Genomic DNA, 17,650 nt, shown 5'->3' with positions numbered 1-17,650 from the left:
GTGGCGCTGTTCTGGTTGCGCCAACAGGGTGAGGATCGCTACGAGGTCCGCCGGGCGGGCAACAGTCTGCGCCTGTACACCAACGGCGTATTCCACAGTCAGTACAATCCCGCCGAGCCGGTAACCGGCAGCGTCTGGGACCTGTTGTTGCTGCCCGCTTTTGCACTCCGGTCTGGGCGTCCGTCGCGGGTGTTGCTGCTGGGCGTTGGCGGTGGCGCTGTGGTGTGCCAGCTCAACCGGTTTCTGAGCCCGGACCTGATTGTCGGGATTGAGTTGAACCCGGTCCATTTGCAGGTGGCGCGAGAGGTGTTCGGTGCCTCGGCAGCCAATGTCTGCCTGCTTGAGGCGGACGCGCGGGAGTGGTTGGCACAGTATCGGGGGCCGGGGTTTGATCTGGTGATTGACGACCTGTTCGGCCATGTGGACGGCGAGGCGGAGCGCGCCATCGCGGCTGATACAAACTGGTGCAGCGCGCTCTGGTCGGTGGTGGTGCCGGGCGGTGCTCTGGTGATGAATTTCGAAAGTGAGGCGCAGTTGCGTGCGTCGGCGCTCTGCAAAGATCCCGTGATTCGCCGACATTGGGCCGAGGCGCAGCGCTTCAGCACGCCGCACTACGCCAACGCGATTGGCGCCTTCTTTCGGCAGGTGCCGGAGTGGGAAATGTTTGAAACCCGTTTGCAGGTGCATCCCGAACTGGACAAGCGGCGGGCGCAATGCCGGCTGCGGTATCGCCGCAAGGCCTTTGGGGTTTGATCGGGGTTAGCTGCGGAGCTCAATCACTTTGAAACCGTCCCGGTCAGCCAGTACCTCGGCGTGCGTAAAGAGGCCGCGGGCTTTCTGTTCCAGGGGAATAAACCGGTTCACCACAAACCAGGCTCGACCATTGGGCGTCAGGTGGGTGTGGGCACTGCGTAAAAACCGGTCAGTCAAATCCCCGCTGACACCGAACCCCTGATGAAAGGGCGGGTTGCACAGCACGGCATCAAAGGTGTCGGTAATGCGCTCGCCACAGTCGGCGCCGATCACTTCGGCGGGAATGCCATTGTGTTCGGCATTGTAGGCCGCCATGGCCAGGGCGGCAGCATTATTGTCGGTCAACACTCTCCGCTTTAGTGGCAGGCGCTGAGTCATAAGCCCCAGATAGCCGTAGCCGCAGCCGAGGTCCAGCAGGGTTTCAGCGCCGGAAGTCTGCAGACGGGGCGCCGCCTGTTCCCACAACATGGCACTGCCCCGGTCCCGTTTCTGCCAGCCGAACAGCCCCGGTTTGCTGAAAAACTGAACGTCATCGTCGGTGAAAATGGGGCGGGGAATGGTGTAGTCGCTGTCATCCAGTGGCGTTGCCAGGCGGTCGGACCGGACCAGGCGCGCGACGTAGAGTTGCCCCATTTTTTTGGCCTTCTCGCGCTGGCCCAGATACGCGGAGGCTTTGTCGATATAGGTTTTGGTGCCGTCGGTTTTGTGCCCGCACAGGACCAGCTCACCACCGGGCTTCAGGCAGCGGCCGGCTTCGTTGATGATGTGGTGCACGACCGGTTTTTCTTTCGAGACGCGATAGAACACTCGATCCAGTGAACCGTCGGCCCGAAGCGAGAAATCAAAATCACTGAAGTGGGTATTCAGGCCGGCGTGGCGGGTGAGTTCGAACTGATCCCAACGGTTGGTGATCACGCTGAGGGATGAAGCGTTTGGCGGGGTGTCGCCCTGGGCGTGCTCATCCAGACACCAGAGGCTGGCCATTCCCCGGGCCGAATGGATCTGTTCCAGAAGCCATTGAGAGGCGCTGTCAGACACGGGCGATCTCATCCTCGGTCAGCGAGCGGAAGTCGCCGGGTGCCAGTTCGGGGTCGAGCACAATGCCACCCACGGCGAGCCGGTGCAGTTCGACGACCCGATTTCCCGTGGCGGCGAACATGCGTTTGACCTGATGGTAGCGACCTTCCTGAAGTGTGACTCGGGCCCGCCGCTCGTCCAGTTGTTCCAGAGTGGCCGGCAGGGTCGGCTTGCTTTCATTGTTAAGCAGAATACCGTCGGCAAACTGTTTGGCGATATCCGGCGTAATAGGGTCGGCGGTGGCGACGTCATACACCTTGGCGCAGGCGCGCCGGGGGGAGGTGATCCGGTGGTTCCAGGCGCCGTCGTCGGTCAACAGCAACAGGCCGGTGGTGTCTTTATCCAGGCGGCCGACAATCTGCAGGCCGTCCGCCAATGCCGGCGGTAGCAGATCCAGCACGCAGGGCTGGCTGCTGTCCTGGGTGGCGCTGAGGGTGCCGGCGGGTTTGTGCAGCATCAGGTAGCGGGCCCGGGGGAGGGCAAGAAGTTCGCCGTCCAGCGTGACCTGCTCGTTCCCCGTCAGTGCCTGGCTGACACTTTTGGTGGTGACACCATTGACCTGCACCCGCTTGCCATAGAGGGCGATGCGCACACCCTTGCGGGACAGGCCGGTGCATTGGCTGATGTATTTGTCCAGGCGCATGGCCATGCCGAACTCGCTACTGGCCGATGCTCTTTTCGCCGGACTCTACGGTCTGGTAAATCAGGGTGTTGATGGTCATGGGGCCGACGCCGCCGGGCACCGGGGTGTAGGCGCTGACCCGGTCGACCAGGGGTTCGAGTTCAATGTCGCCCACTTTTTCCGGGTGGTAGCCGGCATCGACCACCACGGCGCCGTCTTTGATCCAGTCCGCTTTGATGAATTCCGGGCGGCCAACGGCGCCCACGACGATGTCGGCCTGGCGAACCAGTTCGGGCAGGTTTTTGGTGCGCGAGTGACAGATGGTGACGGTGGCGTTGGCACCGAGCAGCATCATGGCCATGGGCTTGCCCAGAATGGCGCTGCGACCGACCACGACCGCGTGCTTGCCTTCCAGTTCGATGTCGTAGGCTTCCAGCAGGCGCATGATGCCTTTGGGGGTCGCACAGCCGTAGGCTTCTTCGCCCATGCTCATCCGGCCAAAGCCGAGACAGGTGACGCCGTCGACGTCTTTTTCCAGGCTGATGGCATCGAAGCAGCGACGCTCGTCAATCTGCTCGGGTACCGGGTGTTGCAGCAGAATGCCATGCACGTTGGGGTCGTTGTTCAGCTCATCGATTTTGGCCAGCAGCTCGTCGGTGCTGGTGCTCGCGGGCAGCTCGATGCGCAGGGATTCCATCCCGATGCGTTCGCAGGCGTTGCCTTTCATTTTTACGTAGGTGGCCGAGGCGGGGTCATCGCCGACCAGAATGGTGGCGAGAATCGGGGCCTGGCCATTGCTGCGGGCCTTGAGATCGGCAACGCGCTGGGCGAGCTCCTGCTCGGTTTTTTTGGCGAGGGCTTTACCGTCGAGAATCTGTGCTGGCATGGACCGAATTCCTCATGCTGGGCTGGAGTAGAAAAGGGCGCTATTGTCCCACAGTGCTCCGCTCAGGCAAAGCGCCGTTGTGGTGTTGCAGGGGAATCAGAAAGGGGGGAAGTGGGGTGGCTGACGGGGCTCGAACCCGCGACAACTGGAATCACAATCCAGGACTCTACCAACTGAGCTACAGCCACCATTGCAAGGTGTTGCCCCCGATTGCCGGGGTCAATTTCAGGGCGCGTACTCTACCGAAGTTTTCGGTATGAATCCAGACCTTTGAGGCCTTACCCTGATACAGGTTTGTCGTCTGACGAGCCTTCCAATCTTTCAGTGGATTCAGTGCCCCACTTGAAGATGGCGCGCCCGGCAGGACTCGAACCTGCGACCACCCGCTTAGAAGGCGGGTGCTCTATCCAGCTGAGCTACGGGCGCATGGCTGGGAAATCTCGCAGGCGAGTGGTCGGAGTGGAGGGATTCGAACCCCCGACATTCTGCTCCCAAAGCAGACGCGCTACCAGGCTGCGCTACACTCCGCCGTAGACCGAATGGCCATCCAGTGGACGCCGTCATTCGCGAGGTGCGCATAATACCGATGGTGCCCCACCGCGTCAACGGTAAATTGGTCTCGCAAGGTTCGGGCGTTCGGTGGCACTTGTGTCTGTCACGGCGGCTCGTCAGAATAGCGGCTTACCAGATGTGAGGAGTAAGCATGCAGGATACCCCCAAGCAACACGAGGTCGATCACCCGCAAGAGGCCGAACTGGGTATGGCCATGAAGATGGGGATGCGTCGCCTGGCCTCCGGCGTATCGGTGTTGTCCACCCGTTCGGACGATGGTGAGCGTCATGCGATGACGGTCTCTTCGGTGACCTCGGTCTCAGACAATCCCGCGTCCTTGTTGGTCTGTGTGAACAAACAGGTGGCGCTGGAAGGGCATCTATCCACGCCAGGCACGCCTTTTGCCATCAATATCCTGGGGTCTGATCAGCAGGCCATCTCCAATCGGTGTGCCGGTTTCGAGGGCGATCAACCGCGCTTCAGTATCGGGGACTGGCGTCAGGGGCGGGATGAGGTGCCTTACCTGGCGGACGCCCAGGCGACCTTCTTCTGCGAGTCGGACCAGATTATGACTTATGGCACCCACCATATCGTGGTGGCCCGGATTCACGAAGTGAAGCTCGGTGAGCTGGCGGTAGACCCGCTGATATATGTCGATGGCGGCTACGGCGTACTGGCGCCCCGCTGAAACTCGGAAGGTATTTGGCGATGGCTTCGGTGCGCCTCGTTCGGGCGCACGGATGGCGTCAAAGTGATCCCGAAAGCGCGCAATAATACGCTTGCTTTATGAAAGTTTTGTGGCTACGGGAGTTTCGCGGTTAAGGTTCACTAACTGGTTTATGCACATTAGCAGTGCGGTACTTGTCAAGGGTTCCGACAGAGTGCGAAAACTTCGCTATATCCTTGGTTGACATTCGTAACATATTGATAAATAAAGAAAAAATTGAGCCGGTTATTTTTTGGACAATCTGTGCAACGGTCAGAGATGATGCGGGTTCGAGGCACTTTCCCAAAAAGTATCCACCAAGTTATCCACAGAAAATGTGGACAAGAAAAATGTGAATTTTTTATGTCTCCAACCCGCCTTCCTTGAATAGGTGGGTTGTCATCTCCCGGCCCGCCGAAGCGGGCTACACTTTAAAGCGATCGGTATCAATGCAGGACGGATCTAATCCTATGACCCAAAAGCTCACGGTGGCCGTACTCGGAGGCGGAAGCTTCGGAACGGCCATTGCCAATATCATTGCCGAGAACGGCGTTCGCACCTTTCTCTGGATGCGGGACTCCGCCAGTGCCACCGAGACCCAGTCAACGCGGGAGAATCGGCGCTACCTGCCGGGGCAGCGTCTGGCTGACGGCCTGGAGGTGACGTCGGATCTGACCCGGGCGGTGTCCGACAGTGACCTGGTGTTCGTATCGATTCCCAGCCATTCCTTTCGGGCGGTCACCCGACAGATTGCGCCGCTGTTGCGCAAAGAAGCGATGGTGATCAGTACGGCGAAGGGCATTGAGCCGGAGGGCTTCACCCTGATGAGCCAGGTTCTCGAGCAGGAGTTGCCCGACCACGCCATTGGCGTGCTCAGCGGTCCGAATTTCGCCAAGGAAATTGTCGCCCGACAGCAGACCGGTACCGTGGTGGCGAGCGAGAGCGAGGCGTTGATCCAACAGGTGCAGAGTTGCCTGCGCTCGGAGACCTTCCGGGTCTATGCCAACCCGGATCGCTACGGAGTGGAACTTGGTGGCGCACTGAAGAACATTTATGCCATTGTGTGTGGCATGGCCGCTGCCCTTGGGGCGGGGCATAACACCCAGGCGATGCTGTTGACCCGAAGCCTGGCGGAAATGGGGCGTTTTGCTGCCGCCATGGGGGCGAACCCGATGACCTTTCTGGGGTTGGCGGGTGTGGGCGACCTGATTCTCACCTGCACCTCGGATCTGAGCCGTAATTACCGGGTAGGCTACGCGCTCGGGCAGGGACAGCCTCTGGAGGAGGTCATCCAGGGGCTGGGGCAGGTGGCGGAGGGGGTCAACACCCTGCGCCAGGTCAAACAGAAGGCGGACGAGCTGGGTGTTTATATGCCTCTGGTTTCGGGGCTATTTGCGGTACTATTCGAAGGTGAGGCAATCGCCGATGTCGCCCGGAAACTGATGTTGGGTGAACAAAACCACGACGTGGAATATATGGGAGCAGACTGATGGATAGCGAAACTCTGAAAACCAATGTGACCTCGGGCAAGCATTGGCTGCGGCTGGTCTATATGCTGTTGTTTGCCGTACTGCTTTATGTCGCCGGGGTGGTTATGGGGGTTGTGATCGTNCTGCAATTCCTGTTTGCNCTGCTGACCGGAAGCCCCAANCGGAANCTGCGCCAGTTTGGAAANTCNCTGGCGNTGTATATNTATCGCGCTNTGGAGTTTCTCACCTACAGTAGCGATGACAAGCCATTNCCATTCAGTGACTGGCCGGAGGCTTCAGAGGTGTCATCCGCACCTGCGAGCAGCCCTCGGGCTGCGGAGACTGAGTCACCAGAATCCCGAGAAGACGAGCGGGAAGAGACCGGCGACGATCATTCGCGCAACTGAGGTGTNTGAATGAAAACCCTGTTCATTATGCGTCACGGTCAGGCTCAGACCAAAGCGTCATCGGATGCCGAGCGNCCCCTGACCGCCCGGGGTGAGGCGGATGTCGAGCGGGTGGCCAACGCGCTGAGCGACGAGCTGTCCGATCTGGATCAGTTGTGGGTCAGCCCTTACCGCCGCGCCCGGCAGACGGCCGCAATCGTCAATCAGGTCCTNGGCCGCGGGGCCGAGCCGGTCGAGACCGAGCTGCTCACCCCGGAGGCCGACCTCGAGGCGCTGTGTGCCCAGTTGCAGGCCTGTGAGGAGGATAACCTGATGCTGGTCAGTCACATGCCATTGGTCGGCGATCTTATTCATTATCTGACTGGCGCCGAACCGGGTCGCTATACCATGGGTACGGCGTCCGTCGCCTGTCTGACCCTGGATGTGGTCGCCGGTGGTGTCGGAGAATTACGCTGGCTCCGTCACCGGGAAGACTGANAATGGTGGTTCCGGTGGCGACCTGGTCTCGAATGCTGTGTTCCGGAATTGCCACCTTGATCCTATGGAGTGGAGCCTCGCTGGCGTCGACCGAAGGCGGCGAGCCGCTGGTGGTGCGCTACCCGGATATGAGCAGCCCCCTGGACCAGCGAAACGACTATTTCGAGCAACTGCTACGCTTGGCTCTGGAGAAAACGCGGGACGAGTTCGGCGATTACCGTCTGCAGGCGGTGCCCTTGCGCGTTCCCCAGGGGCGTATCCTCCGATTGCTTTCCGCAGGCGAAAAGATCGACGTGCTCTGGAGTATGACCACGCGCAATCGCGAGCGCCATTTAAGGCCTGTGCGCATCCCACTGACCAAGGGGATGGCGGGTTACCGGTTGCTGGTGGTCAGAAGCGACGATCACGCCCGTTTTGCCGATGCGACGACTCTGGAAGCACTCGCCCGACATGTCGCCGGGCAAGCGGCGGATTGGCCGGATACCGATATCCTTCGGCACAATGAGCTGCCNGTTACCACGAGTGGTTATTTTTCCCTGTTCACCATGTTGCGGCACGGACGCATTGATTATATCCCCCGNGCTCTGAATGAACCCTGGGCGGAAGTGGCGCAGCGTCCGGAACTNGATCTTAAGGTNGAGCCGAGGCTGTTGCTGCACTACCCNGCGGCCAGTTANTTTTTCGTGCGNCGNCAGAACGCGGCACTTGCGCANCGGCTGGAGCAGGGGCTCGAGCGGGCGATCGCGGANGGCAGNTTTGATGAGCTGTTCTTNCAGCACCCGAGTCANCGNCCGATTTTTGAGCGCGCGGNATTGNNNGAGCGCCNCGTGNTGAAACTGACCAATCCNCTGCTGCCGGAGCGCACGCCTCTGGATCGTTCCNAGTTGTGGTGGCACCCCGACATNACGGACGATGNCANCGCTGATTCGGCGCAGCANAAAGNGGGTCGCCCATGAGTCGCGAGCGGACCTTTTCTCTCCCGGGTATGACCCTGGCGGCCCAGGAGTGGGGTGAGCCGGGCGGTGAACCGATTCTGGCGCTGCACGGTTGGCTTGATAATAGCGCCACCTTCAATGCGCTGGCGCCGCTGCTTCCAGATACCCACATTGTCGCGCTGGATCTCGCGGGACACGGTCGCAGCGGACACCGCGCCGGTGTCGGCCCGTATAATATCTGGGAAGATGTTTCGGAGTTGTTTGAGGTGGCGGATCAACTGGGGTGGGACCGGTTTTCGCTGCTGGGGCACTCGCGCGGCGGGATTATCGGCATGATCGCGGCGGGCACGTTTCCCGAACGTATTACCCGGTTGGCCCTGATTGAAGCGCTGTGGCCGGAAGTGCATCAACCCCAGGCGGCCCCGCGACAACTGGCCCGCTCGATCCTGGAGATGAGTGCGTTGCGGAATAAACCGCTCAGTGTGTACCGGGATCTGGCCCGGGCGGCCAAAGCGCGTGCCAGAGGCATGTTTCCGCTGAGTATCGACGCGGCCCGGGCGCTGACCGAGCGTGGGACCAAAGCCGTTGATGGCGGCTACTCCTGGAGTACCGATCAACGGCTGCTCGCGCCGTCTGCGATAAAACTGACCGAGGATTACATCGAGGCGTTTCTTGCCAGTGCCACGGCGGATATGGCGATGATTCTCGGGCGGGACGGCATTCCGCGATTATTCAGTCATTATCGGGAGGCTCTGCAGCGGTTTCCCGATCGACTCGACTGGATTGAGTTGCCCGGAGGGCATCACCTGCATCTGGAATCCCAGGCGCCACAGGTGGCCGAATGTTTACGCCGGTTTTTAAGCGGTCAGGCGTTGGGATGGAATGAACTTCCCCAATGAATAGCTCCACTCGGTGGTTCGATCTTGATGGGAGAATGCCATGCGATTGAAGTGTTATCGCGCCCTGCCTTTTGTTTTGTCGATGGCGCTGACGGGGTGGGCCCTTCTGCTGGCCACAACAGACGTGGTTGCTCAGAATGGTACGCAAGTACCGGAATTTCTCGGGTTGGAGGATTTTCCGGAAGCCCGGGTCATGATGCGTGAGTACCGCCCGGATCAGACGTATGTGCTGGCGCTGTCCACCTTCAAGAAAGTCGGCGGAACCTGGTCGGCAGAGCGGGAGCAACGAGTNCAGGGCAATGTCCTCAGACGCACGCTCGAGTTGCCGTCGGGTTTTAGTGCTCGCGAAGGTTTCCGGTTTTACGAAGAGCAGTTGATCAGCGGTCGTGCCCGCGAGCTGTTTGCCTGTGAGGAGCGTGAGTGCGGCGGGAGNATCAACTGGGCCAACAACCACTTCAACGTGATTCAGCTATACGGTCTGGATCAATTCCAGTACTACAGTGTGTATGAAGTCGTGCGCGATGACACGGTTTATTACGCGAGCTTGTACTCTGTGCGGCGCGGGAACCGGCGGGTGTACGTCCAGTTGGATCTGGTGCAGATGCCGGAAGTGGATCGGCCGGCGCTGACCCTGAGTCCTGCGGTGCTGGGTGAGCGCTTGCGTGAGGCAGGCTATTTTGTGCTGCCCGGATTTGATGTCGTGGGTTCGGCGCAGGATTGGCGGGTGTCGGTTTCCGAATCGGCCATCGATGCGCTGGCCACCCTGTTGCGGCAGGAATCCGGTTGGGTCGTGGCGCTGGTCGGCCATGACTACGGTGCGGACTCTCTGGAGGCGCAGCAATCCCAGTCGCTGCATTACGCCGAACAGGTGCGGGAAAAACTCAAAGCGCAGGGAGTCAGTGAGCAACGGATCCCGGTCTTTGGGTTGGGAAGTCTGTCTCCGGCGGGCAAGGGGGAGCGCAGCGCCCGGGTGGAGGTGGTGCGTTTACCCGAGCGCTGATTATCGGACGTTTGAACCTGGCTAGCGAAGCAGTGACAGAAATTCGGTGCGGGTCGCCTGATTGCTGCGGAAGGTGCCCAGCATGGCCGAGGTTTTCATCACCGAATTCTGTTTTTCCACGCCGCGCATCATCATGCACATGTGCTGTGCCTCGATGATCACGCCCACGCCCGAGGCGCCGGTGATGTTCTGGATGGATTCGGCAATCTGTACCGTAAGTTGCTCCTGAATCTGCAGTCTGCGCGCAAACATGTCCACAATCCGGGCCACCTTTGACAGACCCAACACATGCCCGGTGGGAATGTAGGCGACATGAGCCTTACCGATAAAGGGCAGCAGATGGTGCTCGCACAGGGAGTACAGCTCGATGTCCTTGACCATGATCATTTCGCTGGAGTCGGAGGGGAAGAGGGCGCCATTGACGACTTCCTCCAGGTCCTGCTCGTATCCTTTGGTCAAAAACTGGAAGGCTTTGGCGGCCCGCTTGGGGGTATCCACCAGTCCCGGACGTGTCAGATCTTCGCCGATGCCTTCAATAATCCGGGCAAAATGTTCTTTCATTGTCTGTTCCTCAACCCTGTAGGGGCCTGCAAGCTTATCAGGAGGGCGGCTACCCTACGTCAAGCGGCCAAATTGGTAAAGGGCTTTTTACGACCTGTCTATCGTTTGGGATCACCTGTCCCGATTGGGAGAAATGCGACCCACGGGTGCCTCAGAATCGGTACAATAGCGTTTTTTTACCGCATCACAAAGGATCCGCCTCGTGTCATCTGCTGATGTCTTGCCGCCCTGGGCGCCACTGAAAACCGTTCGAGATTTTATTCGCTGGGGTGCCAGTCGCTTCAATGCCGAGGGGCTGTTCTTCGGCCACGGTACCGACAACGCCTGGGATGAGGCAGTCCAACTGGTGTTGCATGCACTGCACTTGCCGGTTCAGAACAGTCGCCAGGAATGGCTGGATGCGCGTTTGACTGATGCCGAGCGAGAGACGGTTGCTGCGCTGTTGGACCGACGCATCCGCGAGCGGGTGCCGGCAGCCTATCTGACCGGCGAGGCCTGGTTCTGTGGCTTGCGTTTTGCGGTGGACGAGCGGGTGCTGGTCCCGCGCTCGCCTATCGCCGAGTTGATCGAAGCCGGGTTTCAGCCCTGGCTGGAGCTGGAGCCGGAGCGGGTGCTGGATCTGTGTGCCGGAAGTGGCTGTATCGGTATTGCGTGTGCCTATGCCTTTCCTGAGGCTCAGGTCGACCTGAGCGATATTTCCCCGGATGCGCTGGACGTCGCCCGGGCCAACATCAAGGCCCACCAGTTGGAGGGGCGGGTTGAGGCCCTGGAGTCCGATGGGTTTGCGGCCCTCGGTGAGCGTCGCTACGATCTGATCGTCAGCAATCCGCCCTATGTGGATGCTCGTGATCTGGCCAGCATGCCGGCGGAGTATCATGCCGAGCCTGAGCTGGGGCTGGGCTCCGGGGATGATGGCCTGGACTTTACCCGGCGCCTGCTCGCCGAGGCGCCTCGACACTTGACCGAGGACGGGGTTCTGGTGGTGGAGGTGGGCAACTCCCAGGTGGCTCTGGAGCAGGCTTTTCCCAAGCTGCCCTTTACCTGGGTGGAGTTCGAGCGGGGCGGTCACGGGGTGTTCGTGCTGAGCGCTCGGGCGCTGGCGGCCTTTTCTGAGGTATAATTCCTCCTTTTGCGTTTAAGAGAAATTCGGAACCGATTATGTCCGGCAATAGCTTTGGCAAACTGTTTACCCTGACCACTTTTGGCGAAAGCCACGGCCCGGCGCTGGGCGCCGTGGTGGATGGCTGCCCTCCGGGCTTGGCGCTGTCCGAGGAAGACCTGCAGTTCGACCTGGACCGGCGCAAGCCCGGTCAGTCCCGCTATACCACCCAGCGGCGCGAAGCCGATCAGGTGCGGATTCTGTCCGGCGTGTTCGAGGGCAAAACCACGGGTACGCCCATTGGCCTGTTGATTGAAAACACCGATCAGCGCTCCAAGGATTACTCCAAGATTAAGGATCAGTTCCGCCCGGCGCATGCGGACTACACCTATCACCACAAGTACGGCGTGCGCGACTATCGCGGCGGCGGCCGTTCATCCGCCCGGGAAACCGCCATGCGGGTGGCGGCCGGTGCGATCGCGAAAAAATACCTGCGCGAGCGCTACGGCATCGAAGTGCGTGGGTACCTTTCGCAGTTGGGGCCCATTGCGATTGAGTCGGTGGATTGGGATCAGATCAGCGAGAACCCCTTCTTCTGCCCCGACGCCTCCAAGGTGGCGGAGATGGAAACCTACATGCAGGCGCTGGCCAAAGAGGGCAATTCCGTAGGCGCCAAGATTTCCGTGGTGGCCAGTGGCGTGCAGCCGGGGCTGGGGGAGCCGATTTTTGATCGCCTGGATGCGGATATCGCCCACGCGCTGATGAGCATCAACGCCGTGAAAGGGGTGGAGATCGGTGCGGGCTTTGATTCGGTGGCCCAGAAAGGCACCGAGCACCGTGACGAGCTGACCCCGGAAGGCTTTACCTCCAACAACGCCGGCGGCATTCTGGGGGGCATTTCCTCCGGCCAGGACATAGTGGCTCATCTGGCCCTCAAACCCACCTCCAGTCTGCGGGTGCCCGGGCGCAGCATTGACGTCCAGGGCGAGCCGGTGGAGGTGATCACCACCGGACGTCACGACCCCTGCGTGGGCATTCGCGCAACCCCCATTGCCGAGGCGATGCTGGCTCTGGTGCTGATGGATCACAGCCTGCGTCACCGGGCACAGAATGCGGACGTACGTGTCGATACGCCGGTGATTCCCGCACAGTCGTGATTCCCCGTGGCGATTGTGGCATGCTGGGCCTTTATCCCGGCATGCCACCTTCCTGACCTGCCGGGCTCCGAGAATCTCCGGGAGCCTGTGTATGCAAGATCTCACCTTATCCCTGATTCAGGCCACCATTGCGCCGGATGACCCGCAGCGCAATCTGGCCGGCTATGAACCCTGGCTGGAGCGGGCCCGGGGCAGTGACCTGGTGATACTCCCCGAAGTGTTTACCACCGGATTCAGCGCTACGGCGCGGGACCACGCTGAAGTCGTGGGCGGGCGCGCCTGGCAGTGGCTGGCGCACTGGGCGTCCGAGCTGGATGCGGTGGTGACCGGCTCTCTGGTGGTGAAAGACAATGACCAGTACAGCAATCGCCTGGTGTGGATGCGCCCCGATGGTAGCTGGGTGCACTATGACAAGCGGCACCTGTTTCGTATGGCGGGCGAGCACAAGCGTTACGCCGTGGGACAGGAGCGGGTGTTGGTCGAGCTGAAAGGCTGGCGGGTTCTGCCGATGATCTGCTATGACCTGCGCTTCCCGGTGTGGAGTCGCAACCGGGGGGATTATGATCTGGCCCTGTACGTCGCCAATTGGCCGGCCGCCCGATCGTTACACTGGCGACGCCTCTTGCAGGCGAGGGCGATTGAAAACCTGAGCTACGTGGCGGGCGTGAATCGTATCGGCGTGGATGAGAAAGATCAGGACTACTGTGGTGACAGTGCCATTTATGGCCCCGCCGGCGAGGTGTTGGTCGATGCAGAGGATGGCGAAGGGTGTTTTACCGCAGTGCTCAGTGCGGAAAGGCTGACCCAATATCGTGAGTCATTTCCCGCCCATCTGGATGCGGATGGGTTTGAGATATTGCGGTAAGTATTGCGTGTGATGTGGTGCTGGGTAACGGCGGATGCGGGCTTCGCCCTTATCCGCCCTACGCTTGGCTGCGGAGGTGGCGTAGGGCGGATAAGCGAAGCGCATCCGCCGTTACCAAACTCCGAATACCACCCTTTAAAAATGCAGATTCAACGACGCATAAGGCCCGCTCAATTCCACATCGGCGGTCACGTCTTCATTGATCTCCAGGTTCATCTGCCGGTAGCCGACTTCGATACCCAGATCCAGCGCCATAGAGTCAATAAAGTCATAAGCCACGTTGACGCTCATGTCGCTCAGGCTGTTGTCGTCGTAATTGATCACGTTCGCCTGGCCGCCCACAGACAGGCCGGTCAACGGCAGATCAAAACGGGCCTTGCCGTACACCATGGGAATGGCTTCATCCAACACGACGTTCTGAGAATTGCCGACCGTTTCGCTTTCGGCCTGTACATAGCCATCGAATTTTCGGATGGTCAGGCCCAGGTCAAAGCTCACCCAGTTATCCAGTAATTCATAATACAAAGTGCCATCGATATGGGTCAGGTCAACGTCTGTGGCCACTTCGCCGGGGGTAAAAGTCTCGCCGTCCAGGGTGAAGGTGTCGACGATGGTGGCCGACTGAGAGCTGCTCAGGTCGGTGTGCTGAAGACGCACATTGGGAAGCAGCGGAATCGGGTGTTCAAACGCGACGTAAAAGAAGTTGTTGTCGCTTTCGTTCAGGCCCAGCTCGTTGACATCAATATCGTTATTGGCATCACCGATGACGCCGGAGTAATCGCTTTGCCATTGGCCAGCGCCCGCGTATACGCCGAGAAAATCCGCTGAGGCGAGCGGTGCAGCCAGCATCAGACCACTTGCAAGCATTACTTTTTTCATAACATCGTTCCCATTGTGTTGGTTGGGTGAATGGACTGCCCCGTATCTTAGCAGAGCAGGCTACAAAAAGTGTGACGCAGAGCAAATCAGCGCGGCTGGGTATTATCCCTGTAATAACTGCAGGAAGACTCGCGCGGCATTGTTCAAGCTGCGTTGTTTGTGATGAATGGCCCCGAGGTTGCGGGTGATCACCGTGTGGTCCAAGGGCAAAGGGTGTACTTGACCATCACCCAGCAGAGTCTGCGGTAGCACTCCCCAGCCGAGGCCAATCGAAACCATCATCTTCAGGGTGTCGAGGTGGTTGGTCACCATGCCCACATCAAGCGTCAGGGACTGCTCGTCGAACAGCGCCTGAACGAGTCGGGTGGTATAGGTGTTGGTATCCGGCAAAATCGCCTGCCAGGGGCTGAGATCCGCCAATGTCAGGGACTTTCGCTGGGCCAGGGGGTGATTGTGCGACACCACGAAGTGCAGTTGGTCGCGCCAGATGATGTCCTCGGCCATGCGAGGGTCCGATTCCGGCGCCAGGGTGACAATGCCCAGGTCAAAGCGTCCTTGCAGCACTTCCCCATAGGCCTGCTCAGAATCCAGAAAATGCAGATCCAGTTTCACCTCGGGGTAGCGCTCGGTGAAGTGGCGAAGGGTAGGGGGCAGGCGGTGCAGGCCGATGTGGTGACTGGTGGCAATACTCAGCGCGCCGCGCACCTCGCCCTGAAGGTCGGTAATGGCGCGTTCGGCGTCCGCCACCTCCTGCAGGATCCGCTTGGCATTGGGCAGTAACGATAAACCGGCATGGGTGAGACTGATCTGCCGGCCCACCCGGTCGAACAGGGGGCTGTTCAGTTGTTGCTCCAGGGTGGCGATGCGCTTGCTTACGGCGGGCTGGGTCAGGTGCAGGCGTTGGCCGGCGGCGGAAAACGAGCCGGTTTCGGCGACGGCGACAAAGGCTTGCAGGTGTTGGGTATCCATAAGCTGTCAGTCTATCCATTCCAGAATGGAATGCAATAGATAAAAATTATAAATTTGTTTTATTGGTTGTGGGCCCTTAAAATACCCTCAAATCGTGATCTGCTTTGAGAAGACAACCCTTATGAGCGCCAGAACCCTTTACGACAAATTGTGGGATGCCCACCTCGTGCAAAAGCGCGACGATGGCTCCGCCTTGATCTATATTGATCGGCACATCATCCACGAAGTGACTTCGCCCCAGGCCTTTGAAGGCCTGCGCTTGGCGGGTCGTAAACCCTGGAGGGCCGATTCCATCCTGGCCACGCCGGACCACAACGTCCCGACCACCTCGAAAGAGCGGGCCTCGGGCGTGTCCGGTATTCAGGATCCGGTGTCCCTGATCCAGGTGAAAACCCTCGACGACAACTGCGACGAGTACGGTATCACCGAGTACAAGATCAACGATCAGCGCCAGGGCATTGTGCATGTGATCGGGCCGGAGTCCGGCGCCAGTCTGCCGGGTATGACCATCGTCTGTGGCGACTCCCATACCGCCACCAACGGTGCCTTGGGTGCCTTGGCGCACGGCATTGGTACCAGTGAGGTGGAGCATGTGATGGCCACCCAGTGTCTGGTCGCCAAGAAAATGAAGAACATGTTGATCCGGGTCGACGGTGAACTCGGCCCCGGTGTCACTCCGAAAGATGTGGTCTTGGCCATCATTGCCAAGATCGGTACTGCCGGCGGTACGGGCTATGCCATCGAGTTTGGTGGCGATGTGTTCCGCAATATGAGCATGGAAGGGCGGATGACCGTCTGCAATATGGCCATCGAAGCCGGTGCCCGCGCGGGCATGGTGGCGGTGGATCAGACCACCATCGACTATGTGGAAGGTCGGCCCTACGCGCCCAAAGGTGAAAACTGGACCAAGGCCGTGGAAGCCTGGCGCGACCTCAAAAGCGACGAAGGCGCCCACTTCGACCGCGTGGTGGACATGCGCGGTGAGGACATCAAGCCCCAGGTCAGTTGGGGGACCTCGCCGGAGATGGTGGTGTCCATTGACGACTCTGTGCCGGACCCGGAGGCGGAAGCCGACGCGGTCAAGCGCGAAAGCATGAAGCGGGCTCTGCAGTATATGGGGCTTCAGGCCGGGCAGCCGATGCGCTCCATCAAGCTCGATCGGGTGTTTATCGGCTCCTGCACCAACTCCCGGATTGAAGACATTCGGGCGGCGGCCGCGGTGGTCAAAGGCAAACGCAAAGCCGATTCAGTCAAGGAAGCGATTGTGGTGCCGGGCTCCGGTACCGTGAAAGCTCAGGCGGAAAAAGAAGGCCTGGATAAAATCTTTATCGACGCCGGTATCGAATGGCGCGAGCCGGGCTGTTCCATGTGTCTGGCCATGAATGCCGACAAGTTGGGTGCCGGAGAGCACTGTGCTTCCACTTCGAACCGAAACTTCGAGGGGCGTCAGGGCTACGGCGGTCGCACCCATCTGGTCAGTCCAGCCATGGCCGCGGCGGCCGCCATTGCGGGCCACTTTGTCGATGTGCGTGAAATTACTGGAGGGCAGGCCGCATGAAATCCTTTACCCAGATGACCGGAATCGCGGCGCCCATGGATCGCGCCAATGTCGATACCGACATGATCATCCCCAAGCAGTTTTTGAAGTCGATCAAACGCACCGGGTTTGGCAAAAACCTGTTTGACGAACTGCGCTACCTCGACGAGGGGCAACCGGATCAGGAGTGCACCGGGCGCCCGCTCAACCCGAAATTTCCGCTCAATTTTGAGCGCTATCAGGGTGCGACGGTGCTGCTTGCCCGGGAAAACTTCGGCTGTGGTTCCAGTCGTGAACACGCGCCCTGGGCGCTGGACGATTACGGCTTCCGATGTGTGATCGCGCCGAGTTTTGCGGAGATTTTTTACAACAACTGCTTCAAGAACGGTCTTTTGCCGATCGTTCTGGATGCGAAGGTTGTCGACCGCCTGTTCAACGAGATGTATGAACAGGAAGGGTATCAGTTGACCATCGATCTGGAGCAGCAGACGGTCACCACACCGAGCGGCGAGTCGTTTGCATTCGAGATCGATGAGTTTCGCAAGCACTGTCTGCTAAATGGTCTGGATGATATCGGTCTGACGCTTGAGCATGCCGATGCGATCGAGGCCTACGAAGCGCAGCGCCGCAAAGACGCCCCCTGGCTTTTTGACGGATTGCGGTAAAGAAATAGCTGGGTGACGGCGGATGCGCGCTTCGCGCTTATCCACCCTTGTATCTGTCCACGGACTCTGGCTAGCTACCAGGGTCCACCGGGAGCCGCGGTAAATAGTATCCACCCTGAGGGCTGTGACCCTGAT

17 protein-coding genes, 3 tRNA genes and 1 pseudogene are annotated in these 17,650 nt (G+C 59.8%); 12 read left to right on the top strand and 9 right to left on the bottom strand.

What is annotated here, in order from left to right; translation table 11 throughout:
* A complete protein-coding gene (locus CMG77_RS07870; protein ID WP_286806858.1) occupies positions 1-753 on the top strand; it encodes a methyltransferase domain-containing protein in 753 nt (250 codons plus the stop codon).
* A 6-nt stretch (positions 754-759) separates the two neighbouring features.
* Here the strand turns inward: CMG77_RS07870 and CMG77_RS07865 are convergent, their stop codons facing one another.
* The 6 genes from CMG77_RS07865 to CMG77_RS07840 all read right to left on the bottom strand — a co-directional run bounded on the left by CMG77_RS07865 (position 760) and on the right by CMG77_RS07840 (position 3,866).
* Positions 760-1,791 (bottom strand): class I SAM-dependent methyltransferase, encoded by a 1,032-nt coding sequence (locus CMG77_RS07865; protein WP_286806857.1) that lies wholly within the window; start codon positions 1,789-1,791, stop codon positions 760-762.
* Entirely contained in the window at positions 1,784-2,479 is a 696-nt protein-coding gene (locus tag CMG77_RS07860; protein WP_339619649.1) for a pseudouridine synthase, read from the bottom strand. The genes CMG77_RS07865 and CMG77_RS07860 overlap by 8 nt, the downstream gene beginning before the upstream one ends.
* Positions 2,480-2,489: 10 nt before the next feature.
* Entirely contained in the window at positions 2,490-3,338 is an 849-nt protein-coding gene (gene folD, locus CMG77_RS07855) for a bifunctional methylenetetrahydrofolate dehydrogenase/methenyltetrahydrofolate cyclohydrolase FolD (protein ID WP_123637549.1), read from the bottom strand.
* Positions 3,339-3,450: 112 nt separating this feature from the next.
* A tRNA-His gene (locus CMG77_RS07850) sits at positions 3,451-3,526 on the bottom strand.
* Between the two features lie 161 nt (positions 3,527-3,687).
* Positions 3,688-3,764, bottom strand: a tRNA-Arg gene (locus tag CMG77_RS07845).
* Between the two features lie 25 nt (positions 3,765-3,789).
* A tRNA-Pro gene (locus tag CMG77_RS07840) sits at positions 3,790-3,866 on the bottom strand.
* A 175-nt stretch (positions 3,867-4,041) separates the two neighbouring features.
* On the opposite strand from CMG77_RS07840, the gene CMG77_RS07835 reads away from it, so the two are divergent.
* The 6 genes from CMG77_RS07835 (at position 4,042) to CMG77_RS07810 (ending at position 9,783) form a co-directional block, all read left to right on the top strand.
* Positions 4,042-4,578 carry a flavin reductase family protein gene (locus tag CMG77_RS07835; RefSeq protein WP_286806856.1) on the top strand — a complete coding sequence of 179 codons (537 nt, stop codon included), beginning with the start codon at positions 4,042-4,044 and terminating at the stop codon, positions 4,576-4,578.
* 488 nt (positions 4,579-5,066) lie between these two features.
* On the top strand, positions 5,067-6,086 hold the full coding sequence (locus CMG77_RS07830; RefSeq protein WP_123637547.1) for an NAD(P)H-dependent glycerol-3-phosphate dehydrogenase: 1,020 nt from the start codon (positions 5,067-5,069) through the stop codon (positions 6,084-6,086).
* Positions 6,086-6,472: a DUF4389 domain-containing protein gene (locus CMG77_RS07825; protein WP_286903984.1), complete on the top strand. Its 387-nt coding sequence runs from the start codon at positions 6,086-6,088 to the stop codon at positions 6,470-6,472. Before CMG77_RS07830 ends, CMG77_RS07825 begins: the two co-directional genes overlap by 1 nt.
* 9 nt (positions 6,473-6,481) lie before the next feature.
* Positions 6,482-6,949 carry a phosphohistidine phosphatase SixA gene (sixA, locus tag CMG77_RS07820; RefSeq protein WP_123637545.1) on the top strand — a complete coding sequence of 156 codons (468 nt, stop codon included), beginning with the start codon at positions 6,482-6,484 and terminating at the stop codon, positions 6,947-6,949.
* A gap of 952 nt (positions 6,950-7,901) precedes the next feature.
* Positions 7,902-8,783, top strand: coding sequence for an alpha/beta fold hydrolase (locus CMG77_RS07815; protein ID WP_286806853.1), 882 nt, complete (start codon positions 7,902-7,904; stop codon positions 8,781-8,783).
* 40 nt (positions 8,784-8,823) lie between these two features.
* Positions 8,824-9,783, top strand: a complete 960-nt coding sequence (locus tag CMG77_RS07810; protein ID WP_286903982.1) for a DUF4892 domain-containing protein — start codon at positions 8,824-8,826, stop codon at positions 9,781-9,783.
* Positions 9,784-9,804: 21 nt separating this feature from the next.
* Here the strand turns inward: CMG77_RS07810 and folE are convergent.
* A pseudogene (gene folE / locus CMG77_RS07805) lies at positions 9,805-10,347 on the bottom strand (GTP cyclohydrolase I FolE); the annotation flags it as partial.
* A gap of 199 nt (positions 10,348-10,546) precedes the next feature.
* Here folE and prmB point away from each other — a divergent pair.
* The 3 genes from prmB (at position 10,547) to CMG77_RS07790 (ending at position 13,465) form a co-directional block, all read left to right on the top strand.
* Entirely contained in the window at positions 10,547-11,464 is a 918-nt protein-coding gene (gene prmB, locus CMG77_RS07800) for a 50S ribosomal protein L3 N(5)-glutamine methyltransferase (RefSeq protein ID WP_246004339.1), read from the top strand.
* Between the two features lie 38 nt (positions 11,465-11,502).
* Positions 11,503-12,600, top strand: coding sequence for a chorismate synthase (aroC, locus tag CMG77_RS07795; RefSeq protein ID WP_286806851.1), 1,098 nt, complete (start codon positions 11,503-11,505; stop codon positions 12,598-12,600).
* Between the two features lie 91 nt (positions 12,601-12,691).
* Entirely contained in the window at positions 12,692-13,465 is a 774-nt protein-coding gene (locus tag CMG77_RS07790; RefSeq protein ID WP_286806850.1) for an amidohydrolase, read from the top strand.
* 135 nt (positions 13,466-13,600) lie between these two features.
* On the opposite strand, the gene CMG77_RS07785 is transcribed toward CMG77_RS07790, so the two are convergent.
* Together CMG77_RS07785 and CMG77_RS07780 are read right to left on the bottom strand one after the other, a co-directional pair.
* Positions 13,601-14,344 (bottom strand): TIGR04219 family outer membrane beta-barrel protein, encoded by a 744-nt coding sequence (locus CMG77_RS07785; protein WP_024460393.1) that lies wholly within the window; start codon positions 14,342-14,344, stop codon positions 13,601-13,603.
* Positions 14,345-14,446: 102 nt separating this feature from the next.
* Entirely contained in the window at positions 14,447-15,313 is an 867-nt protein-coding gene (locus tag CMG77_RS07780; RefSeq protein WP_024460392.1) for a LysR family transcriptional regulator, read from the bottom strand.
* Positions 15,314-15,434: 121 nt separating this feature from the next.
* On the opposite strand from CMG77_RS07780, the gene leuC reads away from it, so the two are divergent.
* Both leuC and leuD read left to right on the top strand, forming a co-directional pair.
* Positions 15,435-16,871 (top strand): 3-isopropylmalate dehydratase large subunit, encoded by a 1,437-nt coding sequence (gene leuC, locus CMG77_RS07775; protein WP_286806848.1) that lies wholly within the window; start codon positions 15,435-15,437, stop codon positions 16,869-16,871.
* Positions 16,868-17,515, top strand: a complete 648-nt coding sequence (leuD, locus tag CMG77_RS07770) for a 3-isopropylmalate dehydratase small subunit (RefSeq protein ID WP_286806846.1) — start codon at positions 16,868-16,870, stop codon at positions 17,513-17,515. The genes leuC and leuD overlap by 4 nt, the downstream gene beginning before the upstream one ends.
* Positions 17,516-17,650 lie beyond the last annotated feature (135 nt).

This window comes from Marinimicrobium sp., from assembly GCF_002695945.1.
In the GTDB taxonomy this organism is placed as follows: Bacteria; Pseudomonadota; Gammaproteobacteria; order Pseudomonadales; family Cellvibrionaceae; genus Marinimicrobium; species Marinimicrobium koreense.
Note: the sequence above shows the minus strand (reverse complement) of the source record. Positions and strands in the feature narration are given on the sequence as shown.

Bases quoted from the DNA above. Each gene is read 5' to 3' on its own strand.
- CMG77_RS07790 (WP_286806850.1), top strand. From the start codon at position 12,692: ATGCAAGATCTCACCTTATCCCTGATTCAGGCCACCATTGCGCCGGAT.
- leuD (WP_286806846.1), top strand. From the start codon at position 16,868: ATGAAATCCTTTACCCAGATGACCGGAATCGCGGCGCCCATGGATCGC.
- CMG77_RS07815 (WP_286806853.1), top strand. From the start codon at position 7,902: ATGAGTCGCGAGCGGACCTTTTCTCTCCCGGGTATGACCCTGGCGGCC.
- leuC (WP_286806848.1), top strand. From the start codon at position 15,435: ATGAGCGCCAGAACCCTTTACGACAAATTGTGGGATGCCCACCTCGTG.
- CMG77_RS07780 (WP_024460392.1), bottom strand. From the start codon at position 15,313: ATGGATACCCAACACCTGCAAGCCTTTGTCGCCGTCGCCGAAACCGGC.
- folD (WP_123637549.1), bottom strand. From the start codon at position 3,338: ATGCCAGCACAGATTCTCGACGGTAAAGCCCTCGCCAAAAAAACCGAG.
- CMG77_RS07785 (WP_024460393.1), bottom strand. From the start codon at position 14,344: ATGAAAAAAGTAATGCTTGCAAGTGGTCTGATGCTGGCTGCACCGCTC.
- aroC (WP_286806851.1), top strand. From the start codon at position 11,503: ATGTCCGGCAATAGCTTTGGCAAACTGTTTACCCTGACCACTTTTGGC.
- CMG77_RS07835 (WP_286806856.1), top strand. From the start codon at position 4,042: ATGCAGGATACCCCCAAGCAACACGAGGTCGATCACCCGCAAGAGGCC.
- CMG77_RS07830 (WP_123637547.1), top strand. From the start codon at position 5,067: ATGACCCAAAAGCTCACGGTGGCCGTACTCGGAGGCGGAAGCTTCGGA.
- CMG77_RS07860 (WP_339619649.1), bottom strand. From the start codon at position 2,479: ATGGCCATGCGCCTGGACAAATACATCAGCCAATGCACCGGCCTGTCC.